15 protein-coding genes are annotated in these 15531 nt (G+C 68.4%); 10 read left to right on the forward strand and 5 right to left on the reverse strand.

Translation table 11 applies throughout. The features are described 5' to 3' along the window. Positions 1–4: 4 nt before the first annotated feature. From ACWCOV_RS05780 to ACWCOV_RS05815, 8 genes are all read left to right on the forward strand, one after another. The gene (locus ACWCOV_RS05780; RefSeq protein ID WP_449828062.1) at positions 5–958 is read left to right on the forward strand and encodes a carbohydrate ABC transporter permease; all 954 of its coding nucleotides are present in this window, start codon (positions 5–7) and stop codon (positions 956–958) included. Continuing rightward, positions 948–1799 (forward strand): carbohydrate ABC transporter permease, encoded by an 852-nt coding sequence (locus tag ACWCOV_RS05785; protein WP_449828063.1) that lies wholly within the window; start codon positions 948–950, stop codon positions 1797–1799. The genes ACWCOV_RS05780 and ACWCOV_RS05785 overlap by 11 nt, the downstream gene beginning before the upstream one ends. Positions 1800–1801: 2 nt before the next feature. Further along, positions 1802–2884, forward strand: a complete 1083-nt coding sequence (locus ACWCOV_RS05790) for a mandelate racemase/muconate lactonizing enzyme family protein (RefSeq protein ID WP_449828064.1) — start codon at positions 1802–1804, stop codon at positions 2882–2884. Positions 2885–2939: 55 nt separating this feature from the next. Beyond that, on the forward strand, positions 2940–4223 hold the full coding sequence (locus ACWCOV_RS05795) for an ABC transporter substrate-binding protein (protein WP_449828065.1): 1284 nt from the start codon (positions 2940–2942) through the stop codon (positions 4221–4223). Positions 4224–4225: 2 nt separating this feature from the next. Then, positions 4226–5269: a mandelate racemase/muconate lactonizing enzyme family protein gene (locus tag ACWCOV_RS05800; protein WP_449828066.1), complete on the forward strand. Its 1044-nt coding sequence runs from the start codon at positions 4226–4228 to the stop codon at positions 5267–5269. 134 nt (positions 5270–5403) lie between these two features. After that, on the forward strand, positions 5404–6192 hold the full coding sequence (locus ACWCOV_RS05805) for an SGNH/GDSL hydrolase family protein (RefSeq protein WP_449828067.1): 789 nt from the start codon (positions 5404–5406) through the stop codon (positions 6190–6192). Positions 6193–6284: 92 nt separating this feature from the next. Then, positions 6285–7301: a winged helix DNA-binding domain-containing protein gene (locus ACWCOV_RS05810; RefSeq protein WP_449828068.1), complete on the forward strand. Its 1017-nt coding sequence runs from the start codon at positions 6285–6287 to the stop codon at positions 7299–7301. Positions 7302–7333: 32 nt separating this feature from the next. Beyond that, positions 7334–8167: an SRPBCC family protein gene (locus ACWCOV_RS05815; RefSeq protein WP_449828069.1), complete on the forward strand. Its 834-nt coding sequence runs from the start codon at positions 7334–7336 to the stop codon at positions 8165–8167. On the opposite strand, the gene ACWCOV_RS05820 is transcribed toward ACWCOV_RS05815, so the two are convergent. Together ACWCOV_RS05820 and ACWCOV_RS05825 are read right to left on the reverse strand one after the other, a co-directional pair. Beyond that, complete coding sequence (locus ACWCOV_RS05820) at positions 8141–10435, reverse strand: ATP-binding cassette domain-containing protein (RefSeq protein ID WP_449828070.1); 2295 nt, start codon at positions 10433–10435, stop codon at positions 8141–8143. The two genes, ACWCOV_RS05815 and ACWCOV_RS05820, sit on opposite strands and share 27 nt — an antisense overlap. Positions 10436–10506: 71 nt before the next feature. Then, positions 10507–11061 (reverse strand): MarR family winged helix-turn-helix transcriptional regulator, encoded by a 555-nt coding sequence (locus ACWCOV_RS05825; RefSeq protein WP_449828071.1) that lies wholly within the window; start codon positions 11059–11061, stop codon positions 10507–10509. Positions 11062–11115: 54 nt separating this feature from the next. Between ACWCOV_RS05825 and ACWCOV_RS05830 the strand changes: the two genes are divergently transcribed. After that, a complete protein-coding gene (locus ACWCOV_RS05830; protein ID WP_449828072.1) occupies positions 11116–11826 on the forward strand; it encodes an SDR family NAD(P)-dependent oxidoreductase in 711 nt (236 codons plus the stop codon). 36 nt (positions 11827–11862) lie between these two features. Further along, positions 11863–12912, forward strand: coding sequence for a LacI family DNA-binding transcriptional regulator (locus ACWCOV_RS05835; RefSeq protein WP_449828073.1), 1050 nt, complete (start codon positions 11863–11865; stop codon positions 12910–12912). A gap of 879 nt (positions 12913–13791) precedes the next feature. Here ACWCOV_RS05835 and ACWCOV_RS05840 read toward each other — a convergent pair. The 3 genes from ACWCOV_RS05840 to ACWCOV_RS05850 all read right to left on the reverse strand — a co-directional run bounded on the left by ACWCOV_RS05840 (position 13792) and on the right by ACWCOV_RS05850 (position 15529). After that, positions 13792–14142: a YciI family protein gene (locus ACWCOV_RS05840; RefSeq protein WP_449828074.1), complete on the reverse strand. Its 351-nt coding sequence runs from the start codon at positions 14140–14142 to the stop codon at positions 13792–13794. 79 nt (positions 14143–14221) lie between these two features. Continuing rightward, positions 14222–14677 (reverse strand): carboxymuconolactone decarboxylase family protein, encoded by a 456-nt coding sequence (locus ACWCOV_RS05845; RefSeq protein WP_449828075.1) that lies wholly within the window; start codon positions 14675–14677, stop codon positions 14222–14224. 33 nt (positions 14678–14710) lie between these two features. Next, positions 14711–15529, reverse strand: a complete 819-nt coding sequence (locus ACWCOV_RS05850) for a sugar phosphate isomerase/epimerase family protein (protein WP_449828076.1) — start codon at positions 15527–15529, stop codon at positions 14711–14713. Positions 15530–15531 lie beyond the last annotated feature (2 nt).

A 15531-nucleotide genomic window follows, 5' to 3' on the forward strand; every position in this document is an offset into this window, starting at 1 on the left:
GGCGATGGCCAACGCCGTACTCCCGACCCTGAAACCGCCGGACGTCGGCGGAGAGCCACCGGCCCGCAGGCGCCCGAAGGTCAAGCCGAAGCGGCAGAACCTGGCCGGCTGGCTGTTCGTCGGCCCGGTGATCGCCGGCGTGCTGTTCTTCCAGCTCGCGCCGGTCGCCGCCTCCCTGGTGGTGTCGCTGACCAACTGGTCCGGGCTGAACAAGCCGCAGTTCCTTGGCCTTGGCAACTACCGCGAGCTGTTCACCGCCGACGACACCTTCTACCCGTCGCTGCGCAACACCGTGATCTTCACCCTGGTCGTGGTCGCCCTGACCATCCTGATCGGGCTCGGCCTGGCGGTGTTGTGCAACCAGAAGGTGAAAGGCATCGGCATCTTCCGGACGCTGTACTACTCGCCCGCGGTCACCAACGTGGTCGCGATCGGGTTCGTCTGGTTCTGGCTCTACGACCCGGACAACGGGTTGTTCAACGCGACGCTGAAGACGATCGGGATCGACGGGCCGGCCTGGCTGTCCGACACCAAGACCGCGCTGATCGCGGTGATCGTGGTCGCGATCTGGCAGGGCGTCGGCTACCCGATGGTGATCCTGCTGGCCGGGCTGCAGAGCATCGACAGCTCGCTGCTCGAGGCGGCCACGATGGACGGCGCGTCGGCCTGGCGGCGGTTCTGGGCCGTGGTCGTGCCGCTGCTGACGCCGAGCCTGTTCTTCCTCACCATCACGCAGTTCATCACCTCGTTCCAGGTGTTCGGGATCATCTACGTGATGACGTCCGGCGGGCCGAACAACGCCACCTCGGTGTTCATCTTCCACATCTACGAGGCGGCCTTCGGGCACGGCCGGCTGGGCTATGCCTCCGCGATGGGCTGGGTGCTGTTCGTCATCGTCGGCCTCGTCACCGCGATCCAGTGGAAGCTGGAGAAACGGTGGGTGCACTATGACAACTGACGTCCTGCGGCCGAACAAGGCTCCCCGCCACCTGCCGCGGCGGGTCGTGGTCTTCGCCGTCCTGCTGTTCTTCGCGGTGGTGTTCGCGATGCCGCTGCTGTGGATGGTGAGCGCGTCGCTCAAGCCGGAGAACGAGGTCCTGCAGTCGCCGCCGACGTTCGTCCCGTCGACGTTCCAGTGGGCCAACTACTCCCAGGCCGGGGACGGGCTGCTGCCGTTCTTCCTGAACAGCGTCAAGCTCGCCGCGCTGAACGTCGGGTTCCTGCTGCTGTTCGCGTCGCTGGCCGGCTACGGCTTCGCCCGGCTGAACTTCGTCTTCAAGAACCTGGCCTTCGCCCTGTTGTTGTCCACGGCAATGATCCCGAGCATGGTCTACCTGGTCCCGCAGTACATGCTGTTCCGGGAGCTGGGCTGGATCGACACCCACTACCCGCTGTGGATCCCGAACGTGCTGACCCCGGTGTTCGGCACGTTCCTGCTCCGGCAGGCGTTTCGCGGGGTTCCGGTGGAGCTGGAGGAGGCGGCCAAGCTCGACGGCGCGTCCGTCTTCGGCACCTTCTGGCGGATCATGCTGCCGCAGGTGAAACCGGCCCTGGCCGCGGTCGGCGCGCTGACCTTCATGGGCTCGTGGAACGACCTGTTCGGGCCGCTGATCTTCCTGAACTCGACGCGGTTGCAGACGATGCCGATCGCGCTCGCGCTGTTCAAGGGCGAGTACTTCACCCAGACCAACCTGATGATGGCGGCCGCGACGCTGACGATCCTGCCGCCGCTGCTGCTGTTCCTGCTCGCGCAGAAGTACTTCGTCCAAGGCATCACCATGTCCGGCCTGAAGGGGTAAGCATGCGGATCACCCGGATCGAATCGATCATCCTGCTCGACAAGCTGCACATCCTGAAGGTGCACACCGACGAAGGCCTGGTGGGCGTCGGCGAGGTCAGCCCGATGAACGCTCACGTCACCCACAGCGTGGTCGAGCAGGCGCTCGCCCCGCTGCTGGTCGGCGAGGAGGCGACCGACCTGGAGCGGCTGTGGCGCCGGCTCTACACCAAGCCGTACAAGCTCGGCCCGGCCGGCGCGCAGCTGAACGCGATCGCCGGCATCGACATCGCGCTGTGGGACCTGCTCGGCAAGGCCGCCGGCCTGCCGGTCTACAAGCTGCTCGGCGGCAAGTACCGGCAGAGCGCCAAGGTCTACGCCAGCTCGATGTCGCGCAGCATGTCGCCGCAGGAGGAGGCCGAGCGGGCGCAGTCCTTCCAGGAGAAGGGCTTCCACGGCTACAAGATCCACTCCTCGACGCCGTGGATGCACGACGACGGCTTCGACCAGACCATCGCGACGGTGACTGCGGTCCGGGGGCTGGTCGGGGACGACTTCCCGATCCTGGTCGACGTCAACAACGCCTACTACGAGCACACCGCCATCAAACTCGCGCACGCGCTGGAGGACCTCGGCGTGTGGCACTTCGAGGAGCCGCTGGCCGCACATGACTACGCGGCCTACGGACGGCTCGCCGACGCGGTCGACATCCCGATCGCAGCCGGCGAGCAGGAGTACAGCATCTGGCAGTTCCGCGACCTGATCCTGCAGGGTCGCGTCGACATCCTGCAGCCCGACGTCATCAAGTGCGGCGGGATCACCGAGTTCAAGAAGATCGCGGTGCTCGCCGACACCTTCACCAAGCCGATCACGGTGCACAACACCCAGCAGACGATCGGCACCTCCGCGCACGCCCACCTCTGGGTCAGCACACCGTCCTGCGTGTACCCGCAGGAGTACAACATCGAGCACAACCCGATCCTCGACGACGTGCCGATCTGGCAGAACCCGCTCGTCCCGGTGAACGGCGAGATCACGCCCTGGGACCTGCCCGGGCTGGGCGTCGAGCTCGACGAGGACGCGGTCGCCAAGCTGCGCACCAACTGATTCCCCTGACAGAACAGGAACAACCATGACGGCATCACAGCTTTCCCGAAGGTCGGTGCTCAAAGCCGTTGGCCTCGCCGGCGGCGCGTTCGCGGCCGGCGTGCCGCTGTCCGCGTGCGGCGGCAACGGCAGTGCGGGAGGCGGCGGCAACGCCTCCTTCCTGACCTGGGACACCACCAGCGGCAGCCCGCTCTACACGGTCGCCGAGAACTGGGCCAAGGGCGCCGGCAAGACGCTCGACATCCAGTCCGTTCCGGGTGACGACTACGACACCAAGCTGCGCACAGTGCTCTCGTCCGGCTCGGCGCCGACGGCGATCCGGATCAACGACGACTACGTGGCCGGGTACTACGCCGAAGGGTCCCTGCTCGACCTCCGTCCGTACCTGGAGAAGGACGGGATCAAGCCGGAGGACTACTTCCCGGTCGCGTTCAACTTCCCGAAGCAGTCCGACGGCGCGCACGCGGCCTGGCCGATCATGACGAACCCCGGCGTCATCTACTGCAACGTCGACGCGTTCGAGGAGGCCGGTGTCGAGCTGCCGCCGAAGGACTGGGCCGCGAGCGGCTGGACCTGGGACGACTTCCTGGACGCCGCGAAGAAGCTGACCAAGCCGAACGGCGAACGGTGGGGCGCGCTGATCTTCCCCGACACCTCGCTGGAGACCGTCTGGCCGGTCAACAACGGCAGCGACGGCATCTACTCCAAGGACGCCACCCGCTTCACCCTGGCCGAGCCGCCGGCCGCGGAGGCGGTCCAGTGGATCGCCGACCTTGCCCTCGTGCACAAGGTGCACCCGGACTTCGCCACCGTGACCGCGGGCCGTCAGACACCGAACTGGGCGCTGGCCCAGCTGGGCACCGGCAAGGTCGCGATGCTGCTCGCGCTGACCAGCGGCATCCCTTACCTGCGTACCAACGCGAAGGTGAAGTGGGACATCTTCCCGCCGCCGATGAAGGTGGCCCGCAAGACCGTGAACACGATGACCGTGCTGGCCGTCCCGAAGGCGTCCAAGGACCCCGACGCGGCCTGGGACTTCCTCAAGTACTGCGCCGGCCCGGACGCGTCGAAGCTGCTCGCCCAGTCGCGCGGGTTCATGCCGGTGAGCAAGAGCTCCTCGTCGCTGTTCGTGCCCGACGACAAGGGCCCGGCCAACCTGGCTCTGGTCACCCAGGCCCTGGACAACGCCGTGAACGAGAACTTCAGCCGCTACATCGAACGCGCCCGGACCGTGTACCGCCCGGTGCTGGACGATGTGTGGAGCGGGAAGCGGTCCGCGGCCGACGCGCTCGGCAGCGTGAAGCAGAAGGTCGAGAACGTACTCGCAGGCAAGGGGTGAGGATGAAGATCACCGAGATCAGCGTCGAGGTGGTGTCGGAACCGAAGGCGCACGCGGTCCGGGACGCGATCCAGCTGCTCGATCGCAACGGCCGCACCCGGGTCCGGATCGACACCGACGAAGGCATCAGCGGCGTCAGTGACACCTACTTCGGCCGGGTGGCGAGCTCGCCCGCGGTGCTGGCCAAGATCGTCACCGAGCAGCTGGCTCCCGAGATCGTGGGGGACGACCCGACGCTGATCCGCGGGATCCGGCACAAGCTGCAGGTGCTGACCGACTACCAGGGCACGGCCGGGCTGTCGTCGTACGGAATCTCGGCGATCGACCTGGCGCTGTGGGACCTGCTCGGCAAGTCGCTGGACGTGCCCGTGTGGAAGCTGCTCGGCGCCCAGCGCACGACCATCCCGACGTACGCGATGGTGGGCTGGCTCGAGCTGGACGTCGCCGGCCTGGAGGCGGTGTCGGCCAAGGCGATGGAGCAGGGCTTCCGCGGTGTGAAGATGAAGGTCGGCGGCGGCCCGCTGAGCGAGGACGTACGGCGGATCAAGGCAGTCCGGGCCGTGATCGGCCCGGACGCGCCGCTGATGGTCGACGCCAACCAGGCCTTCGGGTACGACGAAGCACTACGCCGGGGCCGCGTCTACGAGGAGCTCGACTGCCGGTGGTTCGAGGAACCGTTGCCGGCCGCGGACACCGACGGCCACGTCCGGCTGGCCGGCAAGCTGGACATCCCGATCGCCACCGGCGAGAACCGCTACGGGCAGGCCGCGTTCCGGGACCTGATCGCGCGTGGCGGGGTGGGTGTCGTACAACCGGATCTCCGGCGGGCCGGTGGGCTCACCGACTGTCTGGAGATCGGGCTGCTGGCGGCCGGGTTCGGCGTTCCGTACGCGTCGCACGGCGGCGGCGCGCACATCCACGTGCTGGCCGCGCTGCCGAACACCATCTACGTGGAGAGCGGACTGCTCCCGGCCGACGGCCGGGTCGAGCTCGTCGACGGCTGCTACCCGCTGCCGCAGGGCCCAGGCCTGTCGTCCTGGGGGTAGCCCGGAAACACCGGCTACCAGGACCGGCAACTGGCGGTGAATTTCTTACCAGGCCCTTGTGTGTTACCGGCGGGTTGGGTCATCGTGACTCTTAGTGCTTCTGTCGCCACCCTTCGCACAAAGGCGGTCCGCCCATGAAGTCCATCGCCAGCCTGCTCTCCGCCGCGGCCCTCGGCGCCGCGATCCTCGTCAGTCCCGGGGTGGCCCACGCGGCCGCACCCAACTACGTGGCACTCGGGGACTCGTACGCCTCGGGTGTGGGGACCCGCAGCTACATCACCAGCAGCGGGTCCTGCCAGCGCTCGACCAAGGCCTACCCGTACATCGACGCCGGCCGGATCGGCGCCAACCTCACCTTCGTCGCCTGCTCCGGCGCCCGGGTCGCCGACGTCACCGCCAACCAGCTGAGCTCGGTGGTGAGCTCGACCAACCTGGTGTCGGTCCAGGTGGGTGGCAACGATGCCGGGTTCTCGTCGGTGATCACCGAGTGCGCCAAGCCGTCCTGGCTGGGCGACTGCACCGGCGCGATCAACAACGCGCAGGCGATCATCAACAACACGCTGCCCGGCCGGCTGAACAGCCTGTACGGCTCGATCCGGAGCCGCGCGGCCTCGGCCCGGGTCGTGGTGGTCGGCTACCCGCGGCTGTTCAACGGCACCGACTGCAACGCGGGCACGTTCTTCAGCCCGACCGAGATGACCCGGCTGAACCAGACCGCCGACCTGCTCAACTCCAAGATCGCCGCCTCGGCGAGCGCGGCCGGGTTCGCCTTCGTCAACCCGACCAGCGTGTTCATCGGGCACGCGGTCTGCGGCAGCCCGGAGTGGATCAACGGCTTGTCCAACCCGGTCAGCGAGTCCTACCACCCCAACGTGACCGGCCAGGCCGCCTACGCCAATTTGGTGGACGACCATCTCAGCTGACGATCCTTCAGTCGGACAACCGGTCTGCCGGACAATCCGGCAGACCGGTTATTGCTGCGCGCAAGAGGAGTTTGTGGTGTCATGCTGGGGTGGTGCGTAGGTCTGTGGACTGGCTCCTCGCGGCCCGGTTCCAGGCCAACTGCCTGGCGCGTCCGGTGGACGAGGCCGGCCCCGGAGGGGTGGCCGACGTCGTGCGCCGGACGGGGGGACTGCAGGCCCAGACCTGGCGTGGCGCCGCGTACGCCGTCCGGGCCCGCTCGACCGCGACCACTCTCTCCGACGTGTCCCAAGCCCAGGAGACCGACCGCTCGGTCGTTCGCGGCTGGTTCATGCGCGGCACCCTCCAACTCGTCGCGACCGAGCACGCCGGACCCTTGCTCGGGCTGCTCGGCCAGAAGCTCATCAAGGACACCGAGCGCCGGTACGGCGAACTCGGGCTGACCGCATCGATCCGCGCCGAGGCGGCCGACGTGATCGAGGAGCATCTCCTGGCTCGAGGTCCCACGGATCGCTCGGCGCTGGCCGACGTACTGCTGAAGGCCGGGCTGATCGCCTCGCCGAAGGGGCAGCAGGTGTATGCGCTGATCCGGCACGCCGGGCTGCTCGGGCGGCTGTGCTACGGGCCAGGCGAGACTTGGGTCGCCGTCCGGGACTGGCTGGGGAAGCCGCTGGTTCTGGACGGAGACCTCGAGGAGTTGGCTCGGCGGTACCTGACGGCCTACGGCCCAGCAACCGCGAAGGACTTCGCAACGTGGTCGGGCCTCCCGGTGCCGCAAGCCCGTCACGGACTGCAGGCGGTTGCGACGAAGGCTTTCGACGTCGATGGAGTCGAGCTGTCGGCGGTCGATGATCTGCCAGGGGCTCCGGACCTGCGGCTGCTGGGGGAGTTCGACCCGTACCTGCTCGGGTATGCCGACAGGCGGCACGCGCTGGCCGACGAGTACCGCAAACACATCCATCCCGGGGGCGGCATGTTGCGTCCGGCGGTGGTCGAAGCCGGCCGGGTGATCGGGTCCTGGAAGCACGCGGACCTGTCCTGCGAACTGTTCGAAGGATCGTCGCCGGCGCTGGCGGGCGAGCTCGAGGACCTGGCCCGGTTCGCCGGTTGATCGTATATGCCTGATCGGGTATATATGGGGTCATGACCGAGACCTTGAGCACGGAGAACGGCCGGACGGTCCTGCGGATGCAGCGCGAGCTACGGCATCCGGTGGAGAAGGTCTGGCGGGCGATCACCGAGCCGGGGCAGCTGTCCGGGTGGTTCCCGGCCGCGGTCGAGCTGGACCTGCGGCTGGACGGAGCGGTCACCTTCACCTTCGAGGACGACCCGGACGCCCCCGTGGACGAGCACGGCTCCGGGGTGATCCGCGCGTACGAGCCGCCGCGGCTGATCGAGTACACCTGGGGCGAAGAGGTGCTGCGCTGGGAGCTCGTCCCGTCGGCCGACGGGTGCACGCTGCACCTGACCGCGACGTTCGACGACCGTCCGGGCTCGGCGAGCTTCACCAGCGGCTGGACCTTGTGCTTCGACGCGCTGGACCACGTGCTCGGTGGGTCGGCGGTGCCGGAGAAGGAGTACGCCGAGCTGCACGAGCACTTCGTCAAGGTGTACGGCCTGGATCAAGGAGCCGTGGACGACGACGGTGGGATCCGGTTCGAGCGGCAGCTCGTGCGGCCGAAGGAGCTCGTCTGGCAGCTGCTGGCCGGCGCGGCCACCGCGACGGCGGGGAGCACACCGCCGGCCGGGTTCGTCGCCAAGGGCCTTGATCCCGGGACGGTCACCGAGGCGGCCGAGCCGGAGCGGCTGACCTACACCTGGTCGCAGGGCGAGGTCGGCTGGACCCTCCGGGACGGCAACGGCGGGGCCCGGCTGGTCCTGACCCAGACCGGCCCCGCCGCTGCCTACCTCGATGCCTGGCGCGACCTGATCGAGGCTCTGGCCGCCGAGCTAGTGACCCGCAACGTACAGCCGTAGGTGCTCGGCCGTCAGGCTCGGGCTGCTCTCGACCAGGTCGGCAGGTGTGCCGGTGAAGACCACCTGCCCGCCGTCGTGGCCGGCGCCCGGGCCGACGTCGATCAGCCAGTCGGCATGCGCCATCACGGCCTGGTGGTGCTCGATGACGATGACGGTGTTGCCTTCGTCGACGAGGGTGTCGAGCATCGCCAGCAGCTTGTCCACGTCCGCCAGGTGCAGACCGGTGGTCGGCTCGTCGAGGATGTAGACCGACCCGGTCTTGCCCATGTTGATGGCCAGCTTCAGCCGCTGCCGTTCGCCACCGGACAGGGTGGTCAGCGGTTGTCCGAGGCCGATGTACCCGAGTCCGACCGTCGACAGCCGGTCGAGGATGCTCCGGGCCGGACCACGGGTGAAGAACTCACGGGCTTCCGTGACGGTCATCCGCAGTACCTCGCTGATGTTCTTGCCCCGCAACCGGTAGGCGAGCACCTCCGGGGTGAACCGAGCGCCGTTGCAGTCCTCGCAGACCGAGGCGACCTCGGCCATCATCGCCAGGTCGGTGTAGACGAGACCGATGCCCTTGCAGGTCTTGCAGGCGCCCACCGAGTTCGCGCTGAACAGTCCGGGCTTCACCTTGTTCGCCTTGGCGAACTCGGCCCGGATCGGGTCCAGCAGCCCGGTGTAGGTGGCCGGGTTGCTCCGCTTCGATCCCCGGATCGGCTCCTGCCCGGCGACGATCACGCCGTCCCGCCCGGCCAGCGACCCGTGGATCAGCGAGCTCTTGCCGGACCCGGCGACCCCGGTGACGACAGTCAGCACGCCGAGCGGGACGTCGACGCTGACGTTCTTCAGGTTGTGCAGGTTCGCACCCTCGATGGACAGCCGTCCGGTCGGACGCCGTACGTCGTCCCGGACGCTGACCCGGTGGTCGAGGTAGCGACCGGTCAGCGTGCGCGACTTCTTCAGGCCGTCGAGGTCGCCGGCGTAGCAGAGCCGGCCACCGGCCAGGCCGGCGCCCGGGCCGAGGTCGACGATGTGGTCGGCGATCCGGATCGTCTCCGGCTTGTGCTCGACCACCAGGACGGTGTTGCCCTTGTCCCGCAGTTGCAGCAGCAGGTCGTTCATCCGCTGGATGTCGTGCGGATGCAGGCCGACGGTCGGCTCGTCGAACACGTAGGTGACATCGGCCAGGCTCGACCCGAGGTGCCGGACCAGCTTCACCCGCTGCGCCTCACCGCCCGACAACGTCGACGACTCGCGGTCCAGGCTGAGGTAGCCGAGCCCGATCGTGACCATCGAGTCCAGGGTCTCCCGGAGTCCCTCGACCATCGGCCCGACGTTCGGATGGTTGATCCCGGCAACGAACTCGGCGAGGTCGCTGATCTGCATCGCCGAGCACTCGGCGATGGTGCGGCCGTCGACAGTGGCCGACCGGGCCGCCTCGTTCAGCCGTGCCCCGCCACATGCTGGGCAGGTCGCCTGGCGGATCGCCCGGTCGGCGAACGCCCGCAGGTGGCTCTGCATCGAGTCGCGGTCCTTGCTGAGGAAGCTGCGCTTGAGCTTCGACACCAGACCTTCGAAGGTCAGGTTGCTCTTGCCGACCTTGACCTTGGTGGGCTCGGAGTGCAGGAACTGCTGCCAGCTGTCGGCCGGGTAGTCCTTCAGCGGCAGGTCCGGGTCGAACAGCCCGGTGGTCGCCATCAGCTGCCAGTGCCAGCTGTCCACGGCGTACCCGGGCGCCTTGATCGCGCCCTGGTTGAGGGTCTTGTCCCGGTCGACGAGCTCGTCCAGCACGAACTCGGTGGTCCGGCCGAGCCCTTCGCACTCCGGGCACATCCCGTCGGCCAGGTTGAAGCTGAACGCCGACGGACCTCCGACGTACGGCGTCCCGGCCCGGCTGAACAGGATCCGCAGCATCGTGTGGGCGTCGGTCGCCGTACCGACGGTGGAGCGGGAGTTGGCGCCGATCCGCTCCTGGTCGACGATGATCGCGGCGGACAGGTTGCGCAGCGAGTCGACGTCCGGCCGGCTGCGGCTGGGCATGAAGTTCTGGACGAAGGCGGTGTAGGTCTCGTTGATCAGCCGCTGGGACTCGGCGGCGATGGTGTCGAAGACGAGTGACGACTTGCCGGAGCCGGAGACTCCGGTGAAGACGGTGAGCCGGCGCTTGGGGATGTCCAGCGAGACCCCGCTGAGGTTGTTCTCGCGGGCTCCCCGCACCTGGATGGCGTCATGACTGTCGGCGGCCGTGGGACCGGCGGACCCGGTCGATTCGGTAGCAGGCATCCTTCAATTGTGACATTGAACCGGTCGTAGCAACTTGGACCTGAGACTCCTGCTAGGCGGCTGCGAAAACCTTACACGCCGGACGAAGGTTTGCGGGCCAGCCGCTGGACCTCGCCGAGCAGTTCCTGCAGTTGGCCGGCCAGGGCCGCGCGGTTCGCGGGAGTCAGCGAGGCGACCAGTTCGGCCTCGCGGGTCAGCACCTGGTCGACGGTCCGCTCGACCAGGTCGTGGCCGTCCGCGGTGAGCGTGACCAGGACCGCGCGGCTGCCGTCGGACGCCGCACGGCGGGTGACCAGCCCGGACTCCTCGGCCCGCGCGACCCGCTGCGAGATCGCCCCGGCGGTGACGAGCGTACGGCGGCTCAGCTCCCGGGTCGTCAGCTCGTAGGGCTTGCCGGCCCGGCGCAGCACGCTCAGCAGGTCGAGGGTGGCCGGATCGACGCCCAGGTCGGACAGCACCCGCCTGCGGTCGTCGGCGAACAGCTTCGCGAGCCGCCACAGGGGAGTGACGATCTCGATCGAGTCCGTCGGCGTCCCGGGCCGCTCCCGCTGCCAGGCCTGCGCGATCTCGGCGGCGGGGTAGAGGTTCGGCCCGTCGAAGGGATAGCCGTCACGTCCGGAGGTCATGGTCACCATGCTACGTTTAGACCTAAACATTTAGCCCTAAACGTGAGGAGTGCAATGACCCGCACGATCGTGGTGACCGGAGGAGCGACCGGAATCGGCCGGGCGACGGCCGAGCTGTTCCGCCGCGACGGCGACGACGTGGTGATCACCGGCCGGCGGGAGGATGTGCTGGCCAGGACGGCCGCCGACCTCGGAGCCAGGGGAGTGGTGTGCGACGCGACCGACCCGGAGCAGGTCGAGCGACTGCTCGGCGAGTTGCCCGAGCAGGTCGACGTACTGGTGAACAACGCGGGTGGGAACACGGACCTCAGCCGGCCGGACGGCGGACTGGCCCAGCTGAAGACGAACTGGCTCGCCAACCTGGAGGCGAACCTGCTGAGTGCGGTGCTCACGACCACGGCGCTCGCGCCGCGACTCACCACCGCGGTCGTGCACCTCGGCTCGATCGCCGGCGCCCGCGGGCCGGGGTCGTACGGCGCTTCCAAGGCCGCGCTGGCGATGTACAGCCTCGACGTCGCCGCCGAGCTCGGTCCGCGCGGCGTCACGTCGAACGTGGTCGCGCCCGGGTTCACCGCGGACACCGAGTTCTTCCAGGGGACGCTGACCGATGAGCGCCGTACCCGGTTGCTGGAGGCAACGATGACGAAGCGGGAGGGGACGGTGGCCGACATTGCCGGGACGATCCGCTTCCTCGCCTCACCGGCCGCCCGGCACCTGACCGGCCAGGTGCTCCACGTCAACGGCGGCGCCCTGCCGACGCGCTGAGTTCGTGACAACGTAGCCAAGTGTGACAATGGCCGCATGCGTGCCACCGTCAAAGATGTCGCCAAGCTGGCCGGGGTGTCCCCGAAGACGGTGTCGAACGTCATCAACGGCGTGGTGTTCGTCCGTCCGGAGACCCGGGCCCGGGTCGAGCAGGCGCTGACCGAGCTCGACTACGTTCCGAACATGAGCGCTCGCGGCCTGCGCAACGGCCGCTCCGGGATGATCGCGCTCGCCCTGCCCGACCTGTTGCGGCCGTACTCCGCGGAGATCACGCACCTGGTCGTCGAGCTCGCCCACGAGCGCGGCTGGGGTGTGCAGATCGAGCAGACCGCTGCCGAGCCGAAGCGTGAGTTCGAGCTGCTGTCCAAGGGCCGCGCGCACCTGGTCGACGGCCTGATCCTGAACCCGGTCAACGTCGACGACAGCGCCGTGATGACCGCCGGTCCGCTGCCGCCCGTCGTCCTGATCGGGGACGTCGACCAGGACGTGGTCAGCCAGGTCGCGATCGACAACGTGACCGCGGCGCGCGACATGACGAACCACCTGCTGGCGCAGGGCTGCCGCCGGATCGCCGCGGTCGGCGTGCCGGAGGTCCCGCGGGGATCGAGTGGCGTGGGCGTGCTCGGGGGCACGGCGGACGCACCCGGCACGGCGGCTTCCCGGTTGCGTACGGCGGGATACCGCCAGGCGCTCGAGGAGGCCGGCGTACCGAACGATCCGGCGCTCGAGATCAACCTGGACCGGTGGCGTCCGGAGGGTGCTGCGACGGTGGTCGGGAAGTACCTGACCGAGCACGAGCTGCCGGACGCGTTCTTCTGCTTCACCGACACGGTCGCGTCCGGCACGCTGTCGGCGCTGTGGACCGCCGGGATCGACGTGCCCAGGCAGACGCTGGTCGCCGGGTTCGACAACATCCTGGAGAGCCAGTTCATGATTCCGCCGCTGACGACGGTGGACTTCGACCGGCGGGAGTTCGTCCGGTCGGCGCTGGACCTGCTCGCCGAGCGGATGGCGGACAAGGACGCGGCGCCACGGCGAGTGATCATCCCGCACCGGATCATCGAACGCACCAGCACCGCCCGTTGACCGGCCATTACGCAGATTGTTGCCGAGGGCCCGGATTCCACCGTCGGCCGGGGAATCAGTCGGCGCGCGATCAAACAAGGTCACAAGCATGGTGAAAATCCCGGGAGCGTGTCCAGAATGGCCACGCTCCCGGACCTGAGCCCGCATTAGCGGTGGTCGTCGTCTTCCTTTTCTTCCGGCGCCGGAGTCAATGGGACCACTGCTTTAAGTGGGCGCTTGCTGCCGAAAGTTTCGGTGAACGATCAAAGCTGGACACGGGTCCCGGTACGCGGGATTCCTGTCACGATCCCTTGAAAACGTCGTCACTCTCAGCAAGGCTTCCCTGATCACTTCCGCGTCGTTTCCGGGTGCGGGAAGGACGGGGGAGTGTGCGACTGCTGCGCCGTACCTGCGTTGTTTTCAGCGTGGTGCCGGCGTCGTGTCACGGCAGTCGCGCCAACCGTCACTCGGGGAGAACGATGAGAAGAAGGGGGAAGTGTGTCAGCGATGACAAGGCTCGCCGAGCAGTGCCGTGATGTGAGGAGTCACGGCAACGCGGGGCTCGGACGGGCTTCGATCCAACCGGCGGTGTGCACCGGCATCCACGAGGTGAGCTCGTCGATCCCGTCGGTGGAACCGCGACGCGTGGCGGTGCTCAGGTTGAGCAACGGAATGACCACCACGCTGCGACTCGGTCAAGGCGCCCCGGCTCCGGAGCAGGGCGCCACCGTGTTCGTGCGGGGTGGCCGGGGCATGGGTGATCAGCCCGCCTCAGGTGGGGTCATCCTCGCGTCGGGCGATCCCCGCTGAAGACAAGGGGCCCCGTGAAGGGCTGAGTCAGTGACTCGCCGGTCTCAGGTGTCAACGCCCAGCTGAGGCCGGCAAGTCCCTGGAGCAGCCCTACTGCTCCATCGGGTCGGTGAACGAGCGGATCTCGATCGGCGAGTACGGCGCCTCCGGCAGCCGGGCCGCGATCTCCACCGCCCGCTCCGGACTGCAGTCGACCAGGTAGTAGCCGGCCAGTACTTCCTTGGCCTCGGTGAAGGGCCCGTCGGTGACGGCCGGCACCCCGTCGCTGACCCGCACCACCCGGGCGTTCGCGGTGGTCAGTCCGAGTCCGTCGATGAACTCGCCGTTCGCCTTGAGCTCCTCGGTGAGCTTGCGGTGCTGGTCGAGCACCCCGTCGATGCCCAGCCCGTGCAGCGCGTCCCAGGTCTCGGTGTTGCCGTAGATCAAGAGCATGTACTTCATCAGTACCTCCGGTTCTGGTTCCCTGGGTACGTCGGAGCGCCCGTGCCGCCCTCGACACGGGCGCTTCCAACCTACTCAGTCACCAGGTCGCGCCGGCAGGCTCCCGGGTGGTGGTGTTGATCCGGTTGAACATGTTGGTGAGCGCGATCATCAGGATGATGGCGGCCAGCTGGGTCTCGTCGAAGTGCTTGGCCGCCTCGGCCCAGATCTCGTCGGTGACCGCGTCCGGCCGGTCCGCGATCCGGGTCGCCGCCTCGGCCAGGGCGAGCGCGGCCCGCTCGGCGTCGGTGAACAGGTCGCACTCACGCCACGCGACGACCTGGTGCAGCCGTTCGTCGGTTTCGCCGTTCTTCACCGCCGACTTCACACCGCCGAACACGCACGGCCCACAGCCGTTGATCTGGCTGGCCCGCAGGTGCACGAGCTCGAGCGTCGCGGCGGGGACACCGCCCTTGTGGACGGCCTTGAAGATGTTCTGGACGCCCTTGGTCGCGTCCGGCAGCAGCATGGCAGGGTTCGTCATCCGTGCAGTCATGGGAGGGTCTCCATCAGTGAGGTTTTGTTGCCTTCACCCTCCTGACGGAGCCCGGCCGGAAGATGTGACACGAGCGGTCAGCAGATCTTTCTCGAGCCGTTCCTCCACGCGTACGGCGGGATCGGAGTACTGCCCGGTCAGGCAGACCGGCCCGGACCAGCCGAGTCGCTGCAGCGTGGCGAAGACGACCGACCAGTCGGACATCCCTTCGTCGGCCTGCACGAAGTACGTCTTCCAGCCGTCCTCGGTCCGGACGTACTTGGCGTTCTTCAGGTTCACGATGCCGAGCCGGTCGAGCCCGAGCTCGAGAGTCACCGCGGGGTCGTCGCCGGCGAGCGCGTCGTGGGCCGCGTCCCACACCAGCTTGAACTGCTCGGGCAGTCCGTCGAGCAGTTGCAGCACGCCGAGCGTCGACGGCACGAACCGCCCGTGATGCGGCTGGACCCCGACCTGGACGTCGTACTGCGCGGCCAGTACGGCGGCGTCCCCGAGGAGTCCGCGGGTCCGGCGTACCGAGGCCGCGTAGCCGTCGGGGCCGAGCTCGGCCATGATCCGGATCATCGGTACGCCGGCCTGCGCGCACGCGGCGAAGACGCGTTCGGTCAGCTCGCTCGCCACGCTGATCGGTTCGATGCCTTCGGCCCGTAACTGTTCGGTGAACTTCGGCAGCTCGGCCTCGGCCGTGGCCGGGGTGACGTAGGCGGTGTCGCGGACCGGGATCTCGGCGCCGGTGAAGCCGAGCCCGGCGACCAGCCGGCCGAGCTCGTCACCGGGCAGACCGGACCACGGCTTGGTGAAGACGGACCAGGTGTAGGGCGACCGGGGCGGTGGGGCGGGGAAGGTATTGGACATGG

Source organism: Kribbella sp. NPDC002412, from assembly GCF_053592935.1.

Excerpts from the sequence above, each read along its gene's own strand:
- ACWCOV_RS05785 (WP_449828063.1), top strand. The coding sequence starts at position 948 with ATGACAACTGACGTCCTGCGGCCGAACAAGGCTCCCCGCCACCTGCCG.
- ACWCOV_RS05790 (WP_449828064.1), top strand. The coding sequence starts at position 1,802 with ATGCGGATCACCCGGATCGAATCGATCATCCTGCTCGACAAGCTGCAC.
- ACWCOV_RS05815 (WP_449828069.1), top strand. The coding sequence starts at position 7,334 with ATGACCGAGACCTTGAGCACGGAGAACGGCCGGACGGTCCTGCGGATG.
- ACWCOV_RS05835 (WP_449828073.1), top strand. The coding sequence starts at position 11,863 with ATGCGTGCCACCGTCAAAGATGTCGCCAAGCTGGCCGGGGTGTCCCCG.
- ACWCOV_RS05845 (WP_449828075.1), bottom strand. The coding sequence starts at position 14,677 with ATGACTGCACGGATGACGAACCCTGCCATGCTGCTGCCGGACGCGACC.
- ACWCOV_RS05805 (WP_449828067.1), top strand. The coding sequence starts at position 5,404 with ATGAAGTCCATCGCCAGCCTGCTCTCCGCCGCGGCCCTCGGCGCCGCG.
- ACWCOV_RS05820 (WP_449828070.1), bottom strand. The coding sequence starts at position 10,435 with ATGCCTGCTACCGAATCGACCGGGTCCGCCGGTCCCACGGCCGCCGAC.
- ACWCOV_RS05780 (WP_449828062.1), top strand. The coding sequence starts at position 5 with ATGGCCAACGCCGTACTCCCGACCCTGAAACCGCCGGACGTCGGCGGA.
- ACWCOV_RS05840 (WP_449828074.1), bottom strand. The coding sequence starts at position 14,142 with ATGAAGTACATGCTCTTGATCTACGGCAACACCGAGACCTGGGACGCG.
- ACWCOV_RS05850 (WP_449828076.1), bottom strand. The coding sequence starts at position 15,529 with ATGTCCAATACCTTCCCCGCCCCACCGCCCCGGTCGCCCTACACCTGG.
- ACWCOV_RS05800 (WP_449828066.1), top strand. The coding sequence starts at position 4,226 with ATGAAGATCACCGAGATCAGCGTCGAGGTGGTGTCGGAACCGAAGGCG.
- ACWCOV_RS05830 (WP_449828072.1), top strand. The coding sequence starts at position 11,116 with ATGACCCGCACGATCGTGGTGACCGGAGGAGCGACCGGAATCGGCCGG.
- ACWCOV_RS05825 (WP_449828071.1), bottom strand. The coding sequence starts at position 11,061 with ATGACCTCCGGACGTGACGGCTATCCCTTCGACGGGCCGAACCTCTAC.